15 protein-coding genes are annotated in these 14,727 nt (G+C 72.9%); 5 read left to right on the top strand and 10 right to left on the bottom strand.

The annotated features are described in order from the left end of the window. Positions 1-120: 120 nt before the first annotated feature. A complete protein-coding gene (locus tag GVL05_RS11680) occupies positions 121-1,014 on the bottom strand; it encodes an alpha-E domain-containing protein (RefSeq protein ID WP_159573247.1) in 894 nt (297 codons plus the stop codon). Between the two features lie 163 nt (positions 1,015-1,177). On the opposite strand from GVL05_RS11680, the gene GVL05_RS11675 reads away from it, so the two are divergent. Together GVL05_RS11675 and GVL05_RS11670 are read left to right on the top strand one after the other, a co-directional pair. Next, positions 1,178-1,696: a MarR family winged helix-turn-helix transcriptional regulator gene (locus GVL05_RS11675; protein WP_131921240.1), complete on the top strand. Its 519-nt coding sequence runs from the start codon at positions 1,178-1,180 to the stop codon at positions 1,694-1,696. A gap of 10 nt (positions 1,697-1,706) precedes the next feature. Beyond that, positions 1,707-1,910, top strand: a complete 204-nt coding sequence (locus GVL05_RS11670) for a hypothetical protein (protein ID WP_131846957.1) — start codon at positions 1,707-1,709, stop codon at positions 1,908-1,910. A gap of 33 nt (positions 1,911-1,943) precedes the next feature. Here GVL05_RS11670 and GVL05_RS11665 read toward each other — a convergent pair whose 3' ends face one another. The 6 genes from GVL05_RS11665 to GVL05_RS11640 all read right to left on the bottom strand — a co-directional run bounded on the left by GVL05_RS11665 (position 1,944) and on the right by GVL05_RS11640 (position 8,023). Further along, positions 1,944-2,780 carry an NAD(P)-dependent oxidoreductase gene (locus tag GVL05_RS11665; RefSeq protein WP_159573264.1) on the bottom strand — a complete coding sequence of 279 codons (837 nt, stop codon included), beginning with the start codon at positions 2,778-2,780 and terminating at the stop codon, positions 1,944-1,946. An 82-nt stretch (positions 2,781-2,862) separates the two neighbouring features. Beyond that, entirely contained in the window at positions 2,863-3,462 is a 600-nt protein-coding gene (locus GVL05_RS11660; protein ID WP_159573246.1) for a M23 family metallopeptidase, read from the bottom strand. A 256-nt stretch (positions 3,463-3,718) separates the two neighbouring features. Next, complete coding sequence (locus tag GVL05_RS11655) at positions 3,719-4,069, bottom strand: hypothetical protein (protein ID WP_159573245.1); 351 nt, start codon at positions 4,067-4,069, stop codon at positions 3,719-3,721. 134 nt (positions 4,070-4,203) lie between these two features. Then, entirely contained in the window at positions 4,204-4,950 is a 747-nt protein-coding gene (locus GVL05_RS11650; RefSeq protein ID WP_159573244.1) for a 1-acyl-sn-glycerol-3-phosphate acyltransferase, read from the bottom strand. A 91-nt stretch (positions 4,951-5,041) separates the two neighbouring features. Further along, positions 5,042-6,895 carry a DNA helicase RecQ gene (recQ, locus tag GVL05_RS11645; protein ID WP_159573243.1) on the bottom strand — a complete coding sequence of 618 codons (1,854 nt, stop codon included), beginning with the start codon at positions 6,893-6,895 and terminating at the stop codon, positions 5,042-5,044. Positions 6,896-6,904: 9 nt separating this feature from the next. Further along, positions 6,905-8,023 carry a CPBP family intramembrane glutamic endopeptidase gene (locus tag GVL05_RS11640; protein WP_159573242.1) on the bottom strand — a complete coding sequence of 373 codons (1,119 nt, stop codon included), beginning with the start codon at positions 8,021-8,023 and terminating at the stop codon, positions 6,905-6,907. A 36-nt stretch (positions 8,024-8,059) separates the two neighbouring features. On the opposite strand from GVL05_RS11640, the gene GVL05_RS11635 reads away from it, so the two are divergent. Further along, a complete protein-coding gene (locus tag GVL05_RS11635; RefSeq protein ID WP_159573241.1) occupies positions 8,060-8,989 on the top strand; it encodes an EamA family transporter in 930 nt (309 codons plus the stop codon). Positions 8,990-8,998: 9 nt separating this feature from the next. On the opposite strand, the gene GVL05_RS11630 is transcribed toward GVL05_RS11635, so the two are convergent. Next, positions 8,999-9,427 (bottom strand): GNAT family acetyltransferase, encoded by a 429-nt coding sequence (locus GVL05_RS11630; protein ID WP_123293676.1) that lies wholly within the window; start codon positions 9,425-9,427, stop codon positions 8,999-9,001. 93 nt (positions 9,428-9,520) lie between these two features. Between GVL05_RS11630 and GVL05_RS11625 the strand changes: the two genes are divergently transcribed. Together GVL05_RS11625 and GVL05_RS11620 are read left to right on the top strand one after the other, a co-directional pair. Further along, entirely contained in the window at positions 9,521-10,333 is an 813-nt protein-coding gene (locus GVL05_RS11625; protein WP_235035947.1) for a class E sortase, read from the top strand. Beyond that, a complete protein-coding gene (locus GVL05_RS11620) occupies positions 10,330-10,506 on the top strand; it encodes a hypothetical protein (RefSeq protein ID WP_159573240.1) in 177 nt (58 codons plus the stop codon). The genes GVL05_RS11625 and GVL05_RS11620 overlap by 4 nt, the downstream gene beginning before the upstream one ends. Before the next feature lie 46 nt (positions 10,507-10,552). Here the strand turns inward: GVL05_RS11620 and GVL05_RS11615 are convergent, their stop codons facing one another. Next, entirely contained in the window at positions 10,553-13,528 is a 2,976-nt protein-coding gene (locus GVL05_RS11615; protein WP_159573239.1) for an AAA family ATPase, read from the bottom strand. Further along, on the bottom strand, positions 13,528-14,691 hold the full coding sequence (locus GVL05_RS11610) for an exonuclease SbcCD subunit D C-terminal domain-containing protein (RefSeq protein WP_159573238.1): 1,164 nt from the start codon (positions 14,689-14,691) through the stop codon (positions 13,528-13,530). The genes GVL05_RS11615 and GVL05_RS11610 overlap by 1 nt, the downstream gene beginning before the upstream one ends. Positions 14,692-14,727: the final 36 nt, after the last annotated feature.

The raw sequence follows: 14,727 nt of genomic DNA, 5'->3' as shown, positions 1-14,727 counted from the left end.
AAGCGACAGATCTCCGCGAACCGTTGGCGGGGCTCTGACGCTTTCGCGTGGCGGACGGGAGGCACGGGTCGGGCCCGCCACGGGCCTCCCGGCCGTCGCCGGTCCGCTCCAGGGCCGCGATCAGTGCGCGGGTTCGGTCACCGCGAAGACGCGCTCGTCGAGCGCCGCGGTGACGCGGTCCGCAGCAGCCGCGAGCCGGTCGCCGGCATCGCCGACGACGCCGAGGGCTGCGTCCGCCGGGACGGCCTCGAGCCGGTCGCGGGCGGCGGAGAACGCCGCGACCTCCTCCGCGACGCAGGACGGAGCCACGTCGGCCAGGCACTCGGCGGCCCGTCGGACGGTGAAGCGCAGCGACCGCGGACTGTGCTCGTCCAGGAGCAGGAACGCCGCGGCGTCGTCCGGTACCGGATGGTGGTCCCGGCCACGCAGGAAGGCCTCGCCCGCACCGCAGGCCCGGAGCGCCGCCGTCCACGAGGTGACCGAGTCCGGTTCGAGCAACCCCGAGGCGAGTAGCCGGGCGGTCGAGGCGACCCGGGTCAGGGAGCGGCCGAGGGTGAAGAACTCCCAGACCTCGTCGCGACTGGCGTCCCCTTCGACCACGCCGATCGCGAGGGCGCTCCGTTCCCGAGCCCAGCCGAGGAACTCGTGCGCGCGGCCCGGGGCGATCTTGCGCGGCATGCGCGAACGGGTGACGTCGAGGCAGTCCCAGAGTTCGCTCGAGACGACCTCGCGGGCTCGACGGGCGTGGTCCCGCGCGACGGCGACCGCGGCGGCGATGGACGCCGGCTCGTGGCGGTCCAGCGCCAGGGCGTCGATGGTCGCGGACCGGTCGGCGTCGTTCGCCGGTCCGGCGGTCCCCACCACCGAACGGAGCTCCGCAGCGACGGCCCGGTCGTCCTCGACGGTGCCGGGTTCGCGTCGGGCGACGTAGACGTCGAGCAGGCGTGCGACCACGTCGGTGCGCTCGACCGCGCTCCCCACGTGGAAGACGTTCCCCGCGAGTCGGCTCAGCACGGCTGCTCCTGCATCCCCAGAACCTAACGAGCGGGCGTTGCGGGAGTGTTTCGGAGCCGCGTCACGGGTGTTGCAGTGTCCGATGTCCGCGCACGGGCCTGGGTCTCCGCCGCGATACCGACCCCTCGCTAGACAATCTAACTAGAGCGTCTAGCATTGCAGGATGACGTCCGAGGTCCTGACCAGCACCGCGGGGTTCTGGTACGAGGACTCCCCGGTCACCGCCGTCGACGTCCTGAACGCCCTCCGCCGGTACCGCACCGCCGAGAGTGCCGCGCAACGTCGTGCTCGCGAAGCCTTGGGCATCGGCGAGAACGCACTGCTCGCGCTGCGGGTCCTCATCGACGCCGAGCACGACGGCCGGACCGTCAACGCGAAGGACCTGGCCGAGCGCCTCGAGATCACGGCGGCGTCGACCTCGGCGCTCGTCGACCGACTGGTCCGCAGCGGCCACGTCGAGCGGCACCAGGACCCGATCGACCGCCGCGGCGTGATCCTCACCGCGACTGGGACGTCGATGGGCCATGCCCTCCGCGTGATCGAGGAACTCGACGCCCGTGCCCTCGAGGTCACCGAGCACGTGCCGACCGACGAGATGGCCGTCGTCGTGGACTTCCTCGACGAGATGGTCCGCGTGGTCGACGACGTCGACGCAGGCGCCCGCACCCTCCGCCGCGCGTAACCTGCTGTCCATGGACCCTCGCGGCACGCACGACCCCGAGGACGACATGCCGTTCGCCGAACTCGACTCCCGGGCCCGCGCCGACGCCGCACTCCGACGGATCCAGGGCGGGGCCGATCCGGCGCGCGAGGCCTTCGACCTGGCGAACACCATGAACGACGAGGCCGTGGGGCGGCTCACGGCGCGGCTGCGACGGTTCCTCCGCCGCGACTGACGCGTCGACGCGCGCGTCGACTCGCGCGTCGATTCAGAAGGCGGTGCCGACCGCCGCGATGTCGTCGCCGCCGTGCCCGGCCGCACTCGCGTCGGCGTAGACGCGACCGAGGGCGTCGAGGAGCGTGGTGGACACGTCGTTCGCCCGCGCAGCCTCGGCGATGAGGCCGATGTCCTTCCGCAGCCCGTCGAGTGCGAACTGTGCCGGGAACTCCCCCGCGATGATCGCCGCACCCTTGGTGTGCGCGTAGGCCGAGTCGCTCGCGCTGCCGTCGATCGCGTCGAGGAACAGCTGCGGATCGAGCCCGAGCGCCGCGGCGAGGGCGAGCGACTGCCCCGTGGCCGCGGTGATCGAGGCGATCCAGGCGTTGGCCGCGAGCTTGAGCGCGGTCCCGTCGCCGACCCGCTCGCCGGCGCGGATGGTCTTCGCGCCGATCGCGTCGAGCACGGGGACGACGCGGTCGACCTGGTCGGCGGGGCCGGCCGCCAGCATGGTGAGCTTCCCCTGCTCCGCCGGGGCCTTCGTGCCGAGCATCATCGCTTCGACCAGGGTGATGCCGTACTTCGCGGCGAGCTGCACGAAGGTCTCGGTGCCGTCGACGCCGATCGTGGACGCCTGGATCCACACGGCGTCGGTCGGAGCGTCTCCGGCGGCCTGTTCGAGCACGTCGACCACGGCGTCGGTGTCGAAGAGGGTCAGGAGGACCACCTCGGCGTGCTCGACGGCGGCACCCGGGTCCGTGGCGACCGTCGCACCGTGCTCACCGAGCGGCGTGGCCTTGTCGGCACTCCGGTTCCAGACCGTGACCTGGTGCCCCTCGCGCAGCAGTGATCCCGCCACGCCGGCACCCATCGCCCCGGTCCCCAACACCGTCACTCGCACGCGCGTCTCCGTCCTGCCACGGCTCGGTGCCCCGGCGTTCCCGACGCTACGCGCTCGACCGTCGTCGCTGTCAGAGGAGCCCGCGGGCCTGCAGCCAGGTGGCCGGGTCGACCGGGACCCCGCCGACGATGACTTCGAAGTGCAGGTGCGCCCCGGTGGAGACGCCGGTGTTGCCGACGGCGCCGAGGCGTTGGCCGGCCGACAGGACCTGACCGGGTCGCACCCCGATCGCCGACAGGTGGCCGTACCGGGTCTGGGTGCCGTCGGCGTGCTGGAGCAGGACCTGGTTGCCGTACCCGCCCAGGACCCCGGCGGAGACGACACTGCCGGGCATCGCGGCGACGACGGTGGTGCCGATCGGAGCCGCGAAGTCGATGCCCTGGTGGTTCGTCGAGCAGGCGGAGCACCCGGTCACCCAGCGCGAGCCGAACCCACCGGCGGCCGGCACGTTCCCCGCGGTGGGGCGGGCCGCCGCGTCCGACGAGCCGACGGCGGTCGCACGTGCCTGGGCGGCAGCGGCCCTGCCGATCGAGAAGCCGTCGCGGTCGACGGAGAGCCGGGCGGAACCGTCGGCGACGAACTGCTGCACGCCGGGCACGGGACTGCTCGGCGACGGGGTCGATGCCATCGCGGTCTGCGGGGAGCCGACGGCGACGAAGAGACAGGTCACCGCGGCGGTCGCCGTCGCGGGCAGGGCGCGCCGGACGGAACTGCGGAAGGAGGAGGGGGAAGCCGGGGTGGCGGAAGGGGGAGCCACCACCCCGGCGGCTCTGGGGGCGTCCGGACGCGTGCCGTGCCCAGCACGGCGCCGCACGGACGCTTCGGGTCGACGGGTACGGGAGCGGTTCGCGGCCCGCCGCTCGGCACCGCGCGGGCGCAGCGGGAGGCCGTCAGCGGGCGTCATCATCGCTCGGGGACCGCCGGGCTCAGACGCGGACGACGCCGTCGCGGGCGATCCGGTCGAGTTCGGTCGCGACGGCGTCGACGACCGCCCGGGTGATGGCGTCGGCGACGGTCTCGACCAGCACGAGCTGCTCGGGCTGCACGCGGAGCTCGGTGACCACCGACGGGGTGACGCGGACCGTGATGTCGTCGATCGCGGCGACGAGGGCCGCGGGCACGAGGGTCGAGTCCCCGGCGCGGACGGGGGCGGTCATCGGTGAGGTCGGTGCGGGCGCTGCGGCCGCACGAGCCGGGGTCGGAGCCGGAGCAGCTACGTGGGCCTCGGGCTGGTCGCGTCGCTGGGCGATGGAGTCGAAGAGCGGGGTGGAGGACATGCTGCTGACCGTCCGATCTGAGTCGTGGTTGCGGGCCGTTGTCGGGCGACCCGTCGGGGATGCGTGCCGTGCGGTACGTCTCTCATTCAACCATCGATATTTCAGATGTGCAATAGTGACCGAACAGATCGCGATCAGTCGGGGTCGACGGCAGCCGCGGTCGGGTCGTCGGGCTGCAGCGCCCGCTTGACCCGCTCGACGATCGTCGCCGGCGGGTTGTTGTAGGTGTTCGCCGGCTCCTGCCCGCTGAGCTCCTGGATCGCGGTCATCACCGCATCGGTCGCGTGCCGGCGCGCGCGTCCGGACGATGCCTCGCCGAACGAGGACAGGTCGATCGGCTTCCCGAACTCGATCGTCACCTTCGCGAGCTTCGGCAGCTTCGAGCCGACGGGCTGCACGTCCTGCGTGCCCGTCAGCGCCACGGGCACCACGGGCGCGCCGCTCGTCAGGGCCAGCCAGGCCACACCCGTGCGGCCCTTGTAGATCCGGCCGTCCAGGGAGCGGGTGCCCTCCGGGTAGATCGCGAAGGCCTCGCCCTCGTTCAACCGCGCGAGCCCCAGGTCGAGCGCCTGCTGCGCCGCCGCCCCCGCACCGCGTTCGACGCCGATCGCACCGATGCCGCCGAAGAACGCCCGCGACACCGCGCCGCGGAACCCGGTGCCGGTGAAGTACTCCTGCTTCGCGAGGAAGGCGACCTTCCGCGGTGCCATCAACGTGATCGCCGGGGAGTCGATGAAGGAGCGGTGGTTGCTCGCGAGGATCACCGGCCCGCGCTTGGGAACGTTGCGGCGTCCGATGATCTTCGGTCGCCAGAGCATCCGCGCGAGCGGTGTCACCATTGCGCGGCTCAGCACGGTGGCGAACTTGGTCGAACCGGACACCGGGCCTCCTCGTCGTGACGGCGAACTCCCGAGTGTAATCACGCCTGCGAGCAGTACATGCCCACGGCGGCATGCACGTCCGACCGTGGGGTCAGTCGGCCTCGGACGCGACGACGTCGAGCACCGCGCGGCCGTACCGCTCGAGCTTCGCGGCACCGACCCCGGAGATCTCGGCGAGCTGGTCGACGTCGGACGGACGCACCGCCGCGATGCCGCGGAGCGTCGCGTCGTTGAACACCACGTACGCCGGCACACCCTGCTCGCGCGCCTGGGCTGCACGCCAGACCCGGAGCGCCTCGAACAGGCCGACCGCATGCTGGGGCATGTCGGTGACGACGGTCCGGCGGGACGACCGGCTCGCCCGCGGCGCCTTCACCGGGTCGCGACGCATCCGCACCTGGACCTTGCCGGTCAGGACCTCGGCGCTCGTCGGGCTGAGGACGACCGTGCCGAACCCGTCGCCCGAGACCGCGGCGTAGCCCTGCGCGAGCAGCTGCCTGGCCACCGCGCGCCACTCGCCGTCGGACAGGTCGGAACCGATGCCGAAGGTCGCCAGGGACTCGTGCTGCAGTTCCTGCACCCGCGGGGACTGCTTGCCGACCAGGATGTCGACGAGATGGGCGACGCCGTACCGCTGACCGCGCTCACGCTCGAGCCGGACGACCGTGGACAGCAGCTTCTGCGCGGGCACGGTGCCGTCCCACGACTCGGGCGGGGCGATGCACGTGTCGCAGTTGCCGCAGGCCGTGGACGGCTGCCCGAAGTACGCCAGGAGCCGCACCCGGCGGCACTCGATCGTCTCGCACAGGCTCAGCATGGCGTCGAGGTGAGCGCTGAGCTGCCGACGGTGTGCGGCGTCGCCCTCGGACTGGTCGATCATCCGTCGCTGCTGCACGACGTCGTTCAGGCCGTACGCCAGCCACGCGGTCGAGGGCAGGCCGTCGCGTCCGGCACGACCGGTCTCCTGGTAGTACCCCTCGACCGACTTCGGCAGGTCGAGGTGCGCCACGAACCGGACGTCGGGCTTGTCGATGCCCATGCCGAAGGCGATCGTCGCGACCATGACGATGCCGTCCTCGCGCAGGAAGGTCGACTGGTTGCGCGCACGCACCCGGGCGTCGAGCCCTGCGTGGTACGGCAGCGCCTGGATGCCCTGTTCGGCCAGTGCGGTGGCGGTCCGCTCGACCGACTTGCGCGACAGGCAGTAGACGATGCCCGAGTCGCCGCTGTGCTCGGTGCGGATGAAGGTGAGGAGCTGCTGCAGCGCGCCGGTCTTCGGTTCGATGCGGTACTGGATGTTCGGGCGGTCGAAGTCGGCGACGAAGTGTGCGGCGTCGTCGAGGCCGAGCCGCGCCGAGATCTCCTGGTGGGTCTGCGGGGTCGCCGTGGCCGTGAGGGCGATCCGGGGCACGGTCGGCCAGCGCTCGTGCAGGACGCTCAGCTCGAGGTAGTCCGGCCGGAAGTCGTGGCCCCACTGGGCGACGCAGTGCGCTTCGTCGATGGCGAACAGCGACACCCGCGCCCGGTCGAGGAGCGCGCGCGTGGACTCGAGCCGGAGCCGCTCGGGCGCGAGGTAGAGCATGTCGACCTCGCCCTGGACGACCGCGCGCTCGACCCGGGCACGCTCGTCGGGCCCCTGCGTCGAGTTGAGGAAGGCGGCACGCACCCCGTTCGCCGCGAGGGCGTCGACCTGGTCCTGCATGAGCGCGATGAGCGGCGACACCACGACCCCGACGCCGTCGCGTACGAGCGCGGGCACCTGGTAGCAGAGCGACTTGCCACCGCCGGTGGGCATGAGCACCAGGGCGTCACCGCCGGCGACCACCTGGTCGATGATCGCCGCCTGCTCGCCACGGAAGTCGTCGTAGCCCCACACGCGGTGCAGGACGTCGAGCGCTGCGGCTCGCGAAGCAGACACGGCGGCGGGCGCGGGCGTGGTGCTCATGCCACGAGCCTACGGGCGACCGGCGACACCCACGGCACTGTCCACAGCGGCACGGTCCACGGCGGCTGCGTCGACGTCGTCGGCACGAGCCGGCGCGACGGCCCAACCCGAGCCCGCCGGGCCGAACCACCGCTTGCCGCCCGCCCAGACCGGCGGCGTCCCGCGGAACCGCGGTGCCTCGTGTCCGGCGAAGGTGCGATCGAGCTTCCGCCACCAGGCCAGGAACTCGACCATGCCCCAGAACGCGAGCGAGGTGCCGAGGGTGATGAGCCAGCCCTGCCAGGTGCCGTTCGCGTCCTGTGACTGCAGGTCCACCTTCGACCACCCAGGTGCCTGCAGCACGAAGATCATGATGTTGTTGAAGGCGTGCTGCAGCACGGTGGCCTCGAGGCCGCCGGTGCGGAGCACGATGATCGCCGCGATCAGCCCGAACGAACCGACGTCGAGGATGCCCCAGACGTTGTAGCCGTTCGGGATGTGCAGCACCGCGAACACGACGGTCGACACCGCCACGGCGATGATCGTGCCGGTGCGTCGCGGGATCCACGAGGCGATCGTCTGCATGAGGAAACCGCGGAAGATGAACTCCTCGGCTGCGCCCTGGAACGGCACGAGCAGGACGACCAGGACGATCGTGAGCGTGAGGGTGCCCAGGGACACCGTCGACTGCCCGATCGCAGCGTGGTCCCAGCCGAAGCCGCCGTCGAACGTGAACATCCCGCTGGTCTGCACGAGGAACATCACCACGGCGATGACGAGGGTCGGCAGGACGCACCACGCCGTCCATGCCCACCGCACTCGGAATCGCGTCGACGTCAGGACGGCGCCCGGTCCGAGTCGAGCGACCTTGACCGCCAGCAGGATCCCCGGCAGCAGGATGACCAGCGACACCAGGGTCAGCGACAGGATCAGCGGATCGGTCGGGTCCAGGGCTCCGCGCTGCAGGTCGTCGAGCAGGTCGAACACCCCGGTCTCGCCCTGGACCGCCGCAACGGGGATGAAGTACGCCACGGTGATCAACACCTGCGAGGCGAAGTACCAGCCCGCCAGGAACGCGAGGGCGACCAGCGGGCGCCACCACCTCCATCGTGCGTCGACACGGGGCAGGCGGTGGTAGGGAACACTCACGCCCCGCAGGCTACCGGGCCGGGCAGGATGGGACCCGTGCTCACCGTGCTGTTCGGCCTGACCGGAGCCGTCGTCTACGGTTTCGCCGACTTCCTCGGCGGGCTCGCGTCGCGGCGCATCCGTCCGGTGGCGGTCACCGCCGTCGCCGCGGCGATCGGGATCGTGCCGCTGCTGATCGGTCTGGCCGTGCTCGGGGGCACGCCGTCGTGGGCGGGCACCCTCTGGGGCGCCGTCGCCGGACTGTCCGGCGCGGTCGGGGTCCTGCTGCTCTACGCCGCATTGGCGATCGGCCCGATGAGCGTGCTGTCACCCCTCACCGCCGTGTTCGCCGCCGTCGTCCCGGTCCTGGTGGCCGTGGCCCGCGGGACCGTCCTGTCACCGCTGGCCGTCGCCGCGGTGGTCGTGGCCGTCGTCGCGGTGGTGCTGGTGGCGGCCGTGCGGGACACCTCGGGTGCACGCCTCACCGTGCGTGGGGTCGTCGCGGCCGCGGTCGCCGGGTGCGGGTTCGGCGGGATCGTGCTGGCGTACGACGCGACCCCGCCCGGCGCGGGCGTCCACCCGCTCGTGGTCGCGCGGGTGCTGCAGACGGTGCTGCTGGGTGCGGCGGCGCTCGTGGTGACGGTGCGTGCCGGGCGCGGGGCGCGGCCTGGAGGCGCGTCAGACCCCGCAGCGTCGGTCGGCGTCGCGGGGTCTGCCGTGCCTCCAGGGCGCTGGTGGCCGACGCGTCTGCTGCTGACGGTCGCGGCGTGCGGCGTGCTCGACGCCCTGGCGAACGTGTGCATCCAGGCGGGGCTGCACGCGAGCGACGAGCCGGGCACCCTGCCCGTCGTGAGCGTGCTCAACGCGCTCTACCCGATCGGCACGGTCGTGCTGGCCGGGGTGGTGCTGCGGGAGCGGTTGACCGCGCCGCAGTGGGTCGGCATCGCGCTGGCGTTCATCGCGTCGGTGGGCCTGGCCCTGGCGTGACCGGACGACTCAGACGTCGGGGATGAGTCGCTTGCCGAGCGACACGGTGCGGTCGTCGGAGTACCCGAGGGACTCGTAGAAACCGAGCACCCGCTCGTTGCCGGCACGGATCTGCAGGTTGAGCTTCGGGCAGCCGAGGTCGGTGAGCAGCCGCTCGAACTCGGCCATCAGCGTCCGGCCGAGACCGGAGCCCTGCAGGTCCGGCTGCACGGCGAGGTAGTTGACCCAGCCGCGGTGCCCGTCGAAACCGGCCATTCCCGCGGCGACGACCCCGCCGGCCTCCGACTCCGCCACCAGGAAGAGCTCGGGCTGGACCGTGGCCTTGCGCGCGATGTCGCGGCGGGGGTCGTTCCACGGGCGGACGAGACCGCACGATTCCCAGAGGGCGACGACCGCGTCGGTGTCGTCGGCGCGGAACGGGCGGATCCGGTACTCCATCCCCCCACGTTACGGGGGTGTGGAGAACGTCGTCACCGGGCCGTCGTCGTGATCTGATAGACCTGTCCGACCGACCAGCCGATCAGGAGCCCCGTGACCGCACACGACACCATCCCGTCGCGCCGCAGCGCGCGGGACGACGACGGCGGTAGACGGTCCGGGCGCCGTTCCCCCCGGCGACGGCAGACGGTCGGTGGCGCGATCGTCTCGCTCATCGCCGAACTGCTCATCATCGCGGGTGCCGGCACCGGGTTGTACGTGGTGTGGACCGCGTGGTGGACGGACGTCGTGGCGGTCAACGAGCAGTCGAAGCTCGTCGAGGGGCTCGACCAGTTGAAGACCCCGGACGGGGCCGGCACCGAGCACCGCGGCACCGCACCCGTGCTCGCCGAGCCGCCGGACGTCACCGACGTGTTCGGCACGATGCAGATCCCGCGCTTCGGCAAGGACTACAACCGGCCGATCGGCGAGGGCACGGACCGTGAGAAGGTGCTCAACACCATCGGGCTCGGGCACTACCAGGACACCGCGATGCCCGGGGCTCCCGGCAACTTCGCCGTCGCCGGACACCGCGTGACCTACGGCAAGCCGCTCAACCAGATCGCGGAGCTCAAGACGGGCGACTCGGTCGTCGTGCGGGTCACCGACGCGAAGACGAAGTTCGACGTCTGGTACGTCTACAAGGTCACCGACAGCCAGATCGTGACGCCGGACCACATCGAGACGATCGCGCCGGTGCCGAACAAGCCCGGAGTCGACCCCTCGGCGTCGGACCGGTGGCTGACCCTGACCGCGTGCCATCCGATGTGGTCGGCAGCCGAACGGTTCGTCACGCACGCGAAGCTCGACTACTGGATGCCCGCGTCCGAGGGCACCCCGAAGGAACTCTCGGAGACGGCCAAGTGATCTTCCCCCTGGTCTGGCGGCTGCTGCCCGGCCCCACGTTCCTGAAGGTGCTCGAGCTGCTCGTGCTGCTCGCCGCGATCGTGTTCGTGCTGTTCCAGTGGGTGTTCCCGTGGATCGCAGCGGACATCCTGCCGCCGCCGGATGGCACCGTGGAGTCCACGCCGACGCCGTAGCGGCCGGCCACCCGGAACCAGGACCGGCGGCGGACGGCAGGCGGCGTCAGACCGTTGTCGTCACCTGCGAGCCGCCGGCTGCCGTCCGCCGCACGGCGATCCGCTCCGGGATCCGCTGCTTGAGTTCCTCGACGTGGCTGACGATGCCGACTTGCCGCCCACCGGCGGTCAGTCGCGACAGCTGCCCGATGACGTCGTCGAGGGTCTCCGGGTCGAGCGTGCCGAACCCCTCATCGACGAAGAGCGTGCCGAGCGAGACGCCACCGGCCTCGGCCTGCACGACGTCGGCCAGTCCGAGCGCCAGGCACAGCGACACCGTGAACGTCTCGCCGCCGGACAGGCTGCGGGGATCCCGCACGGTGTCGGTGGTGTGGTCGTGCACGGCGAGTGCCAGGCCGGTCCGGCGTGCCCGTGACCCCGACTCGCGCTCGTCCGAGGTCTCGAGCGTGAACCGCCCCGTGAGCATCCCCCGGAGTCGGTCGTTGGCCGCGGCGACGACGTCCTCGAACCGGCGCATGAGCACGTAGGTACCCAGGGTGATCCCGGTCGGGTTGGCCGCGGTGACCCCGTTCGCGATGTCGGCGAGCCGGACCACGGCGCGGCTGCGTGCCGACGTCTCGTCACGGGCTCGGGTCGCCCGGGTGACCTCGGTCGCGCACCGGTCGACCGCGTCGGCACGGTCGGCCGCGGAGACGGCGACCGCGACGGCCTCGTCGAGTGCGGCGGCAGCGCGCTGGCGTCCGGCACGGGCACCGTCGAGGTCGAGGCGTTCCGCGGAGTCGTCCGCCGCGGCGACCACGGCGGGCTCGGCCAGGCCGGCCGTGACGACGGCCCGCTCGGCCTCGGCCGCGCTGATCAGCGCCCGCAGCCGGTCGGTGCTGTCGGGGTCGAGCCGTCCGGCCCGCGCTGCGGCGACGTCGGCGAAGTCCTGGTCGTCGAGGACCCGGTCGACCTCGGCACGGCGGTCGTCGCGGGCACGGGTCGCGGCGGCCACCCGTTCGTCGGCCTGCACGACCGCGCGGTACGCCTCGAGTCGCTCGTCGAGGAGCTCGACGGCTGTCCGGAGCGTCGCGGGACGCTCGTCGAGGAGCGCTCCGAGCCGCTCGAGCGCCGCGGCCACGGTGCCGAGGTCGGTGTCGAGCCGCTCGGCGTCGGCCAGCGCGGTCGATGTCAGGACGGTCCGCCGTGCGTCGAGGTCGTTCCGCTCGCGCTGGAGCCGACCGGTCGTCGTGTCGTGCTCCGCCCGCTGCCGCTCGTGCTGCAGGACGAGCGCGGCAGCGTCGTGCGCAGCCCGGACCCGTTCGTCAGCGGCCGCGGTCAGGGCGTCGAGCGTGGGCGCGTCGACCGTGCCGACGACGTCGACGAGCCGCTGGTGTTCGGCACGTTCGACCGCCAGGTCCGACGCGGCGTCGGCGAGGTGCTGGTCCGCGCGACGGGTGGCGTCGCTGGCGGCGTCGACAGCCGCGGTCGTGGGGTGGTCGTCCTGCGGCGTCGCCACCGACGGGTGCGCCGTCGACCCGCAGACCGGGCACGGGTCGCCGGCCGTGAGCGCCGCCCCGAGTTCTCCGGCGAGACCGGCGATCCGGCGTTCACGGAGTGCCCGCTCGGCCGTGAGGGCGTCGGTCGCCGACCGGCGCGCGGCAGCGACGGACTGCTCGGCCGTGGCGACCCGCTGCGCCGCATGGTCGCGCGCCACGAGGTCGGCTCGGAGGGACCGGATCCGGGTGACCTCGTGCGCGGCGGCGTCCGAGTCGGCTGCCGTGCGAGCCGCGGTGCGTGCGGCCTCGACGATGCGGGCCCGTTCGGTGGGACGGGCGTCGAGTGCGGCGTCGCGTTCGAGCAGCTGCTCGGCGATCTGCTCGGCGTCGGCGGTGGCCCCGGCGATGGCGGACCGACGGGCAGCGGCGCCGTCCTCGACCGCGACGAGGTGCCGGACGGCCGACAGGTCGTCGGTCAGGGCGTCGCGTCGCAGCACGACGGCGTCGGCGTCGGCGGTGACCCCGTGGCGGTCACGCAGCGACCGGGCGGCCGCGGTGCTCTCGTCGGCGCGCAGGACTGCGGCGTCGAGTCCGTCGGCGACGGCGGTCACCCGGGCAGCGCGTTCGCCGAGGGCGAGGGTCGACCGGGCGGCGTCGACGGCGGGGGCGTCGTCGTCGAGCGCGGCCCGTCGCACGAGCAGTCCCGCGCGTCGTTCGAGGGCGGTCGCACGCGCCGTGGCCGCCTGTTCGTGCTCGGCAGCAGTCGTCGCCGCCGCGGCTGCTGCAGCACGGACGGCGGCAGCGGCATCGGCGGCCGCACGGACCGACGCCACCGTCGACGGCACGACGGTCTCGTCGGCGTCGTCGAGACCGGCGGCCTGGGCGAAGCGGTTCAGGGCATCACGCACGCGGTCGTCGGCACCGTCGACCTCGGCCTGCACGGCACGGCGCCGCGCGGCGAGTTCGTCGGCCGTGCGGTCGTAGACCTGCGTGCCGAACAGGGACTGCAGGAGCTTGCGGCGCTCTTCGCCCGGGGACCGCAGGAACCGCGCGAACTCGCCCTGCGGCAGCACGACGGTCTGCAGGAACTGCGCGCGGTCGAGCCCGACGATGCGGCCGATCTCGACGCCGACCTCGGGGATGCGTGACGACATCGGTTCGCCGGCGACGTCGGACGGGTTCGTCAGACGGAACAGCTGCACGGACGCCTGCTGCTTGACGGTGCCGGTCCCCCGCTGCTTCGGGCGGTCGTACTGCGGGGTGCGGCGGACCCGGTAGGTCCCTGCACTGGTCTCGAAGACGAGCGCGACGAACGGCTCCACCGCGGGGTCGGCGTGCTGGCTGTGCAGGCGGTCGGAGCTGGCGTCGGACCCGGCGAGCCCGCCGTACAGGGCGAACACGACGGCGTCGATGATGGTCGACTTGCCGGAGCCCGTCGGCCCCTCGAGCAGGAACACCCCGGAGGCCGCGAGCGCTGCGAAGTCGATGGACACCAGGTCGGGGTAGGGCCCGATGGCGCGCAGTTCGAGTCGGTGCAGGTACATCAGCGGTCCCCCTCGCGCTGCAGCGCCAGCACCGCGGCCTCGTACGCCTCGGTCAGGACGGCGTGTTCGTCGTCGTCGGGGGCGGCACCGGTGGCGAAGGCCACGAAGTCGGCTGCGACCTCGACCGGGTCGGACGTCGCCGTGACCGCACGGGCCACCGATGCCGGGCCGCGGTCGGCGGGTTCGTGTGTGATCGCCAGCGCGTGCGGGAAGTGGTCCTTCACCCGGGCGTACATGCGCTCGGGGTGCAGCGTGTCGGTCACGGCCACCCGCACCCACGCGTCGGCGTCGGCCCGGAAGACCCCGGACTCGATGTCGTCGATGCCCCCGCGGACGTCGACCAGGCGGCGCGGCACGGGAGCGGGCACGAGTTCGACCGAGACGGCACCGGCCGCGTCGAGCTCGGCGATCGTCACCGACTTCTGCTGGTGCCGCTCGCCGAACGAGAACGCCAGTGGTGAGCCGGCGTACCGGATCCGCCCGCCGTCGCCGACCCGCTGCGGGCCGTGCAGGTGCCCGAGGGCGACGTAGTCGAAGCCGTCGAAGACCGACTCGGCCACCCGGTCGACACCGCCGACACGGATGTCCTGCTCGCTGTCGCTCGGGTCCGCCCCGCCGACGAAGGCGTGTGCGACGACGACGCTGCGGGTACCGCCGCGCAACGCGAGGTCGGACCGGATCCGCTCGGTGGCGGCCTGCACGACGGCGTGGTGCGACCGCGCGAGGGGCTCGTCCGGCACGTCGGCGAGTGCGTAGCGGGTGAGGTCGGGGTGCAGGTACGGGATGCCGTAGACCGCCACCGGGCCGTCGGCGTCGTCGACGAGCACCGGGTCGGCGATCCGGGCGGGTTCGGCGAGGATGCGGACACGGCGGTCCATCACACCGGAGCCGAAGCCCAGGCGTGCGGCGGAGTCGTGGTTGCCGGGCGTGAGCACCACGGTCGCCGTCTCGGCCAGGCGTTCGAGCACCCGGGACAGCATGCGGACCGCGTCGATCGGCGGGATCGCCCGGTCGTACACGTCACCGGCGATCACGACCAGGTCGACGGAGCGGTCCCGCACGAGGTCGACGAGCCAGTCACTGAACGCCGCCTGGTGCTCGAGGAGGTCGGCACCGAGCAGCGTGCGGCCGAGGTGCCAGTCGCCGGTGTGCAGGATGCGCATGCGGACACGGTAACGCCGGCCGGGGACATCGCCGGA

Source organism: Curtobacterium sp. 18060 (genome assembly GCF_902706105.1).
Classification (GTDB): domain Bacteria; phylum Actinomycetota; class Actinomycetes; order Actinomycetales; family Microbacteriaceae; genus Curtobacterium.
The sequence above is the reverse complement of the archived record's forward strand: the minus strand, read 5'-3'. Positions and strand labels throughout refer to the sequence as shown.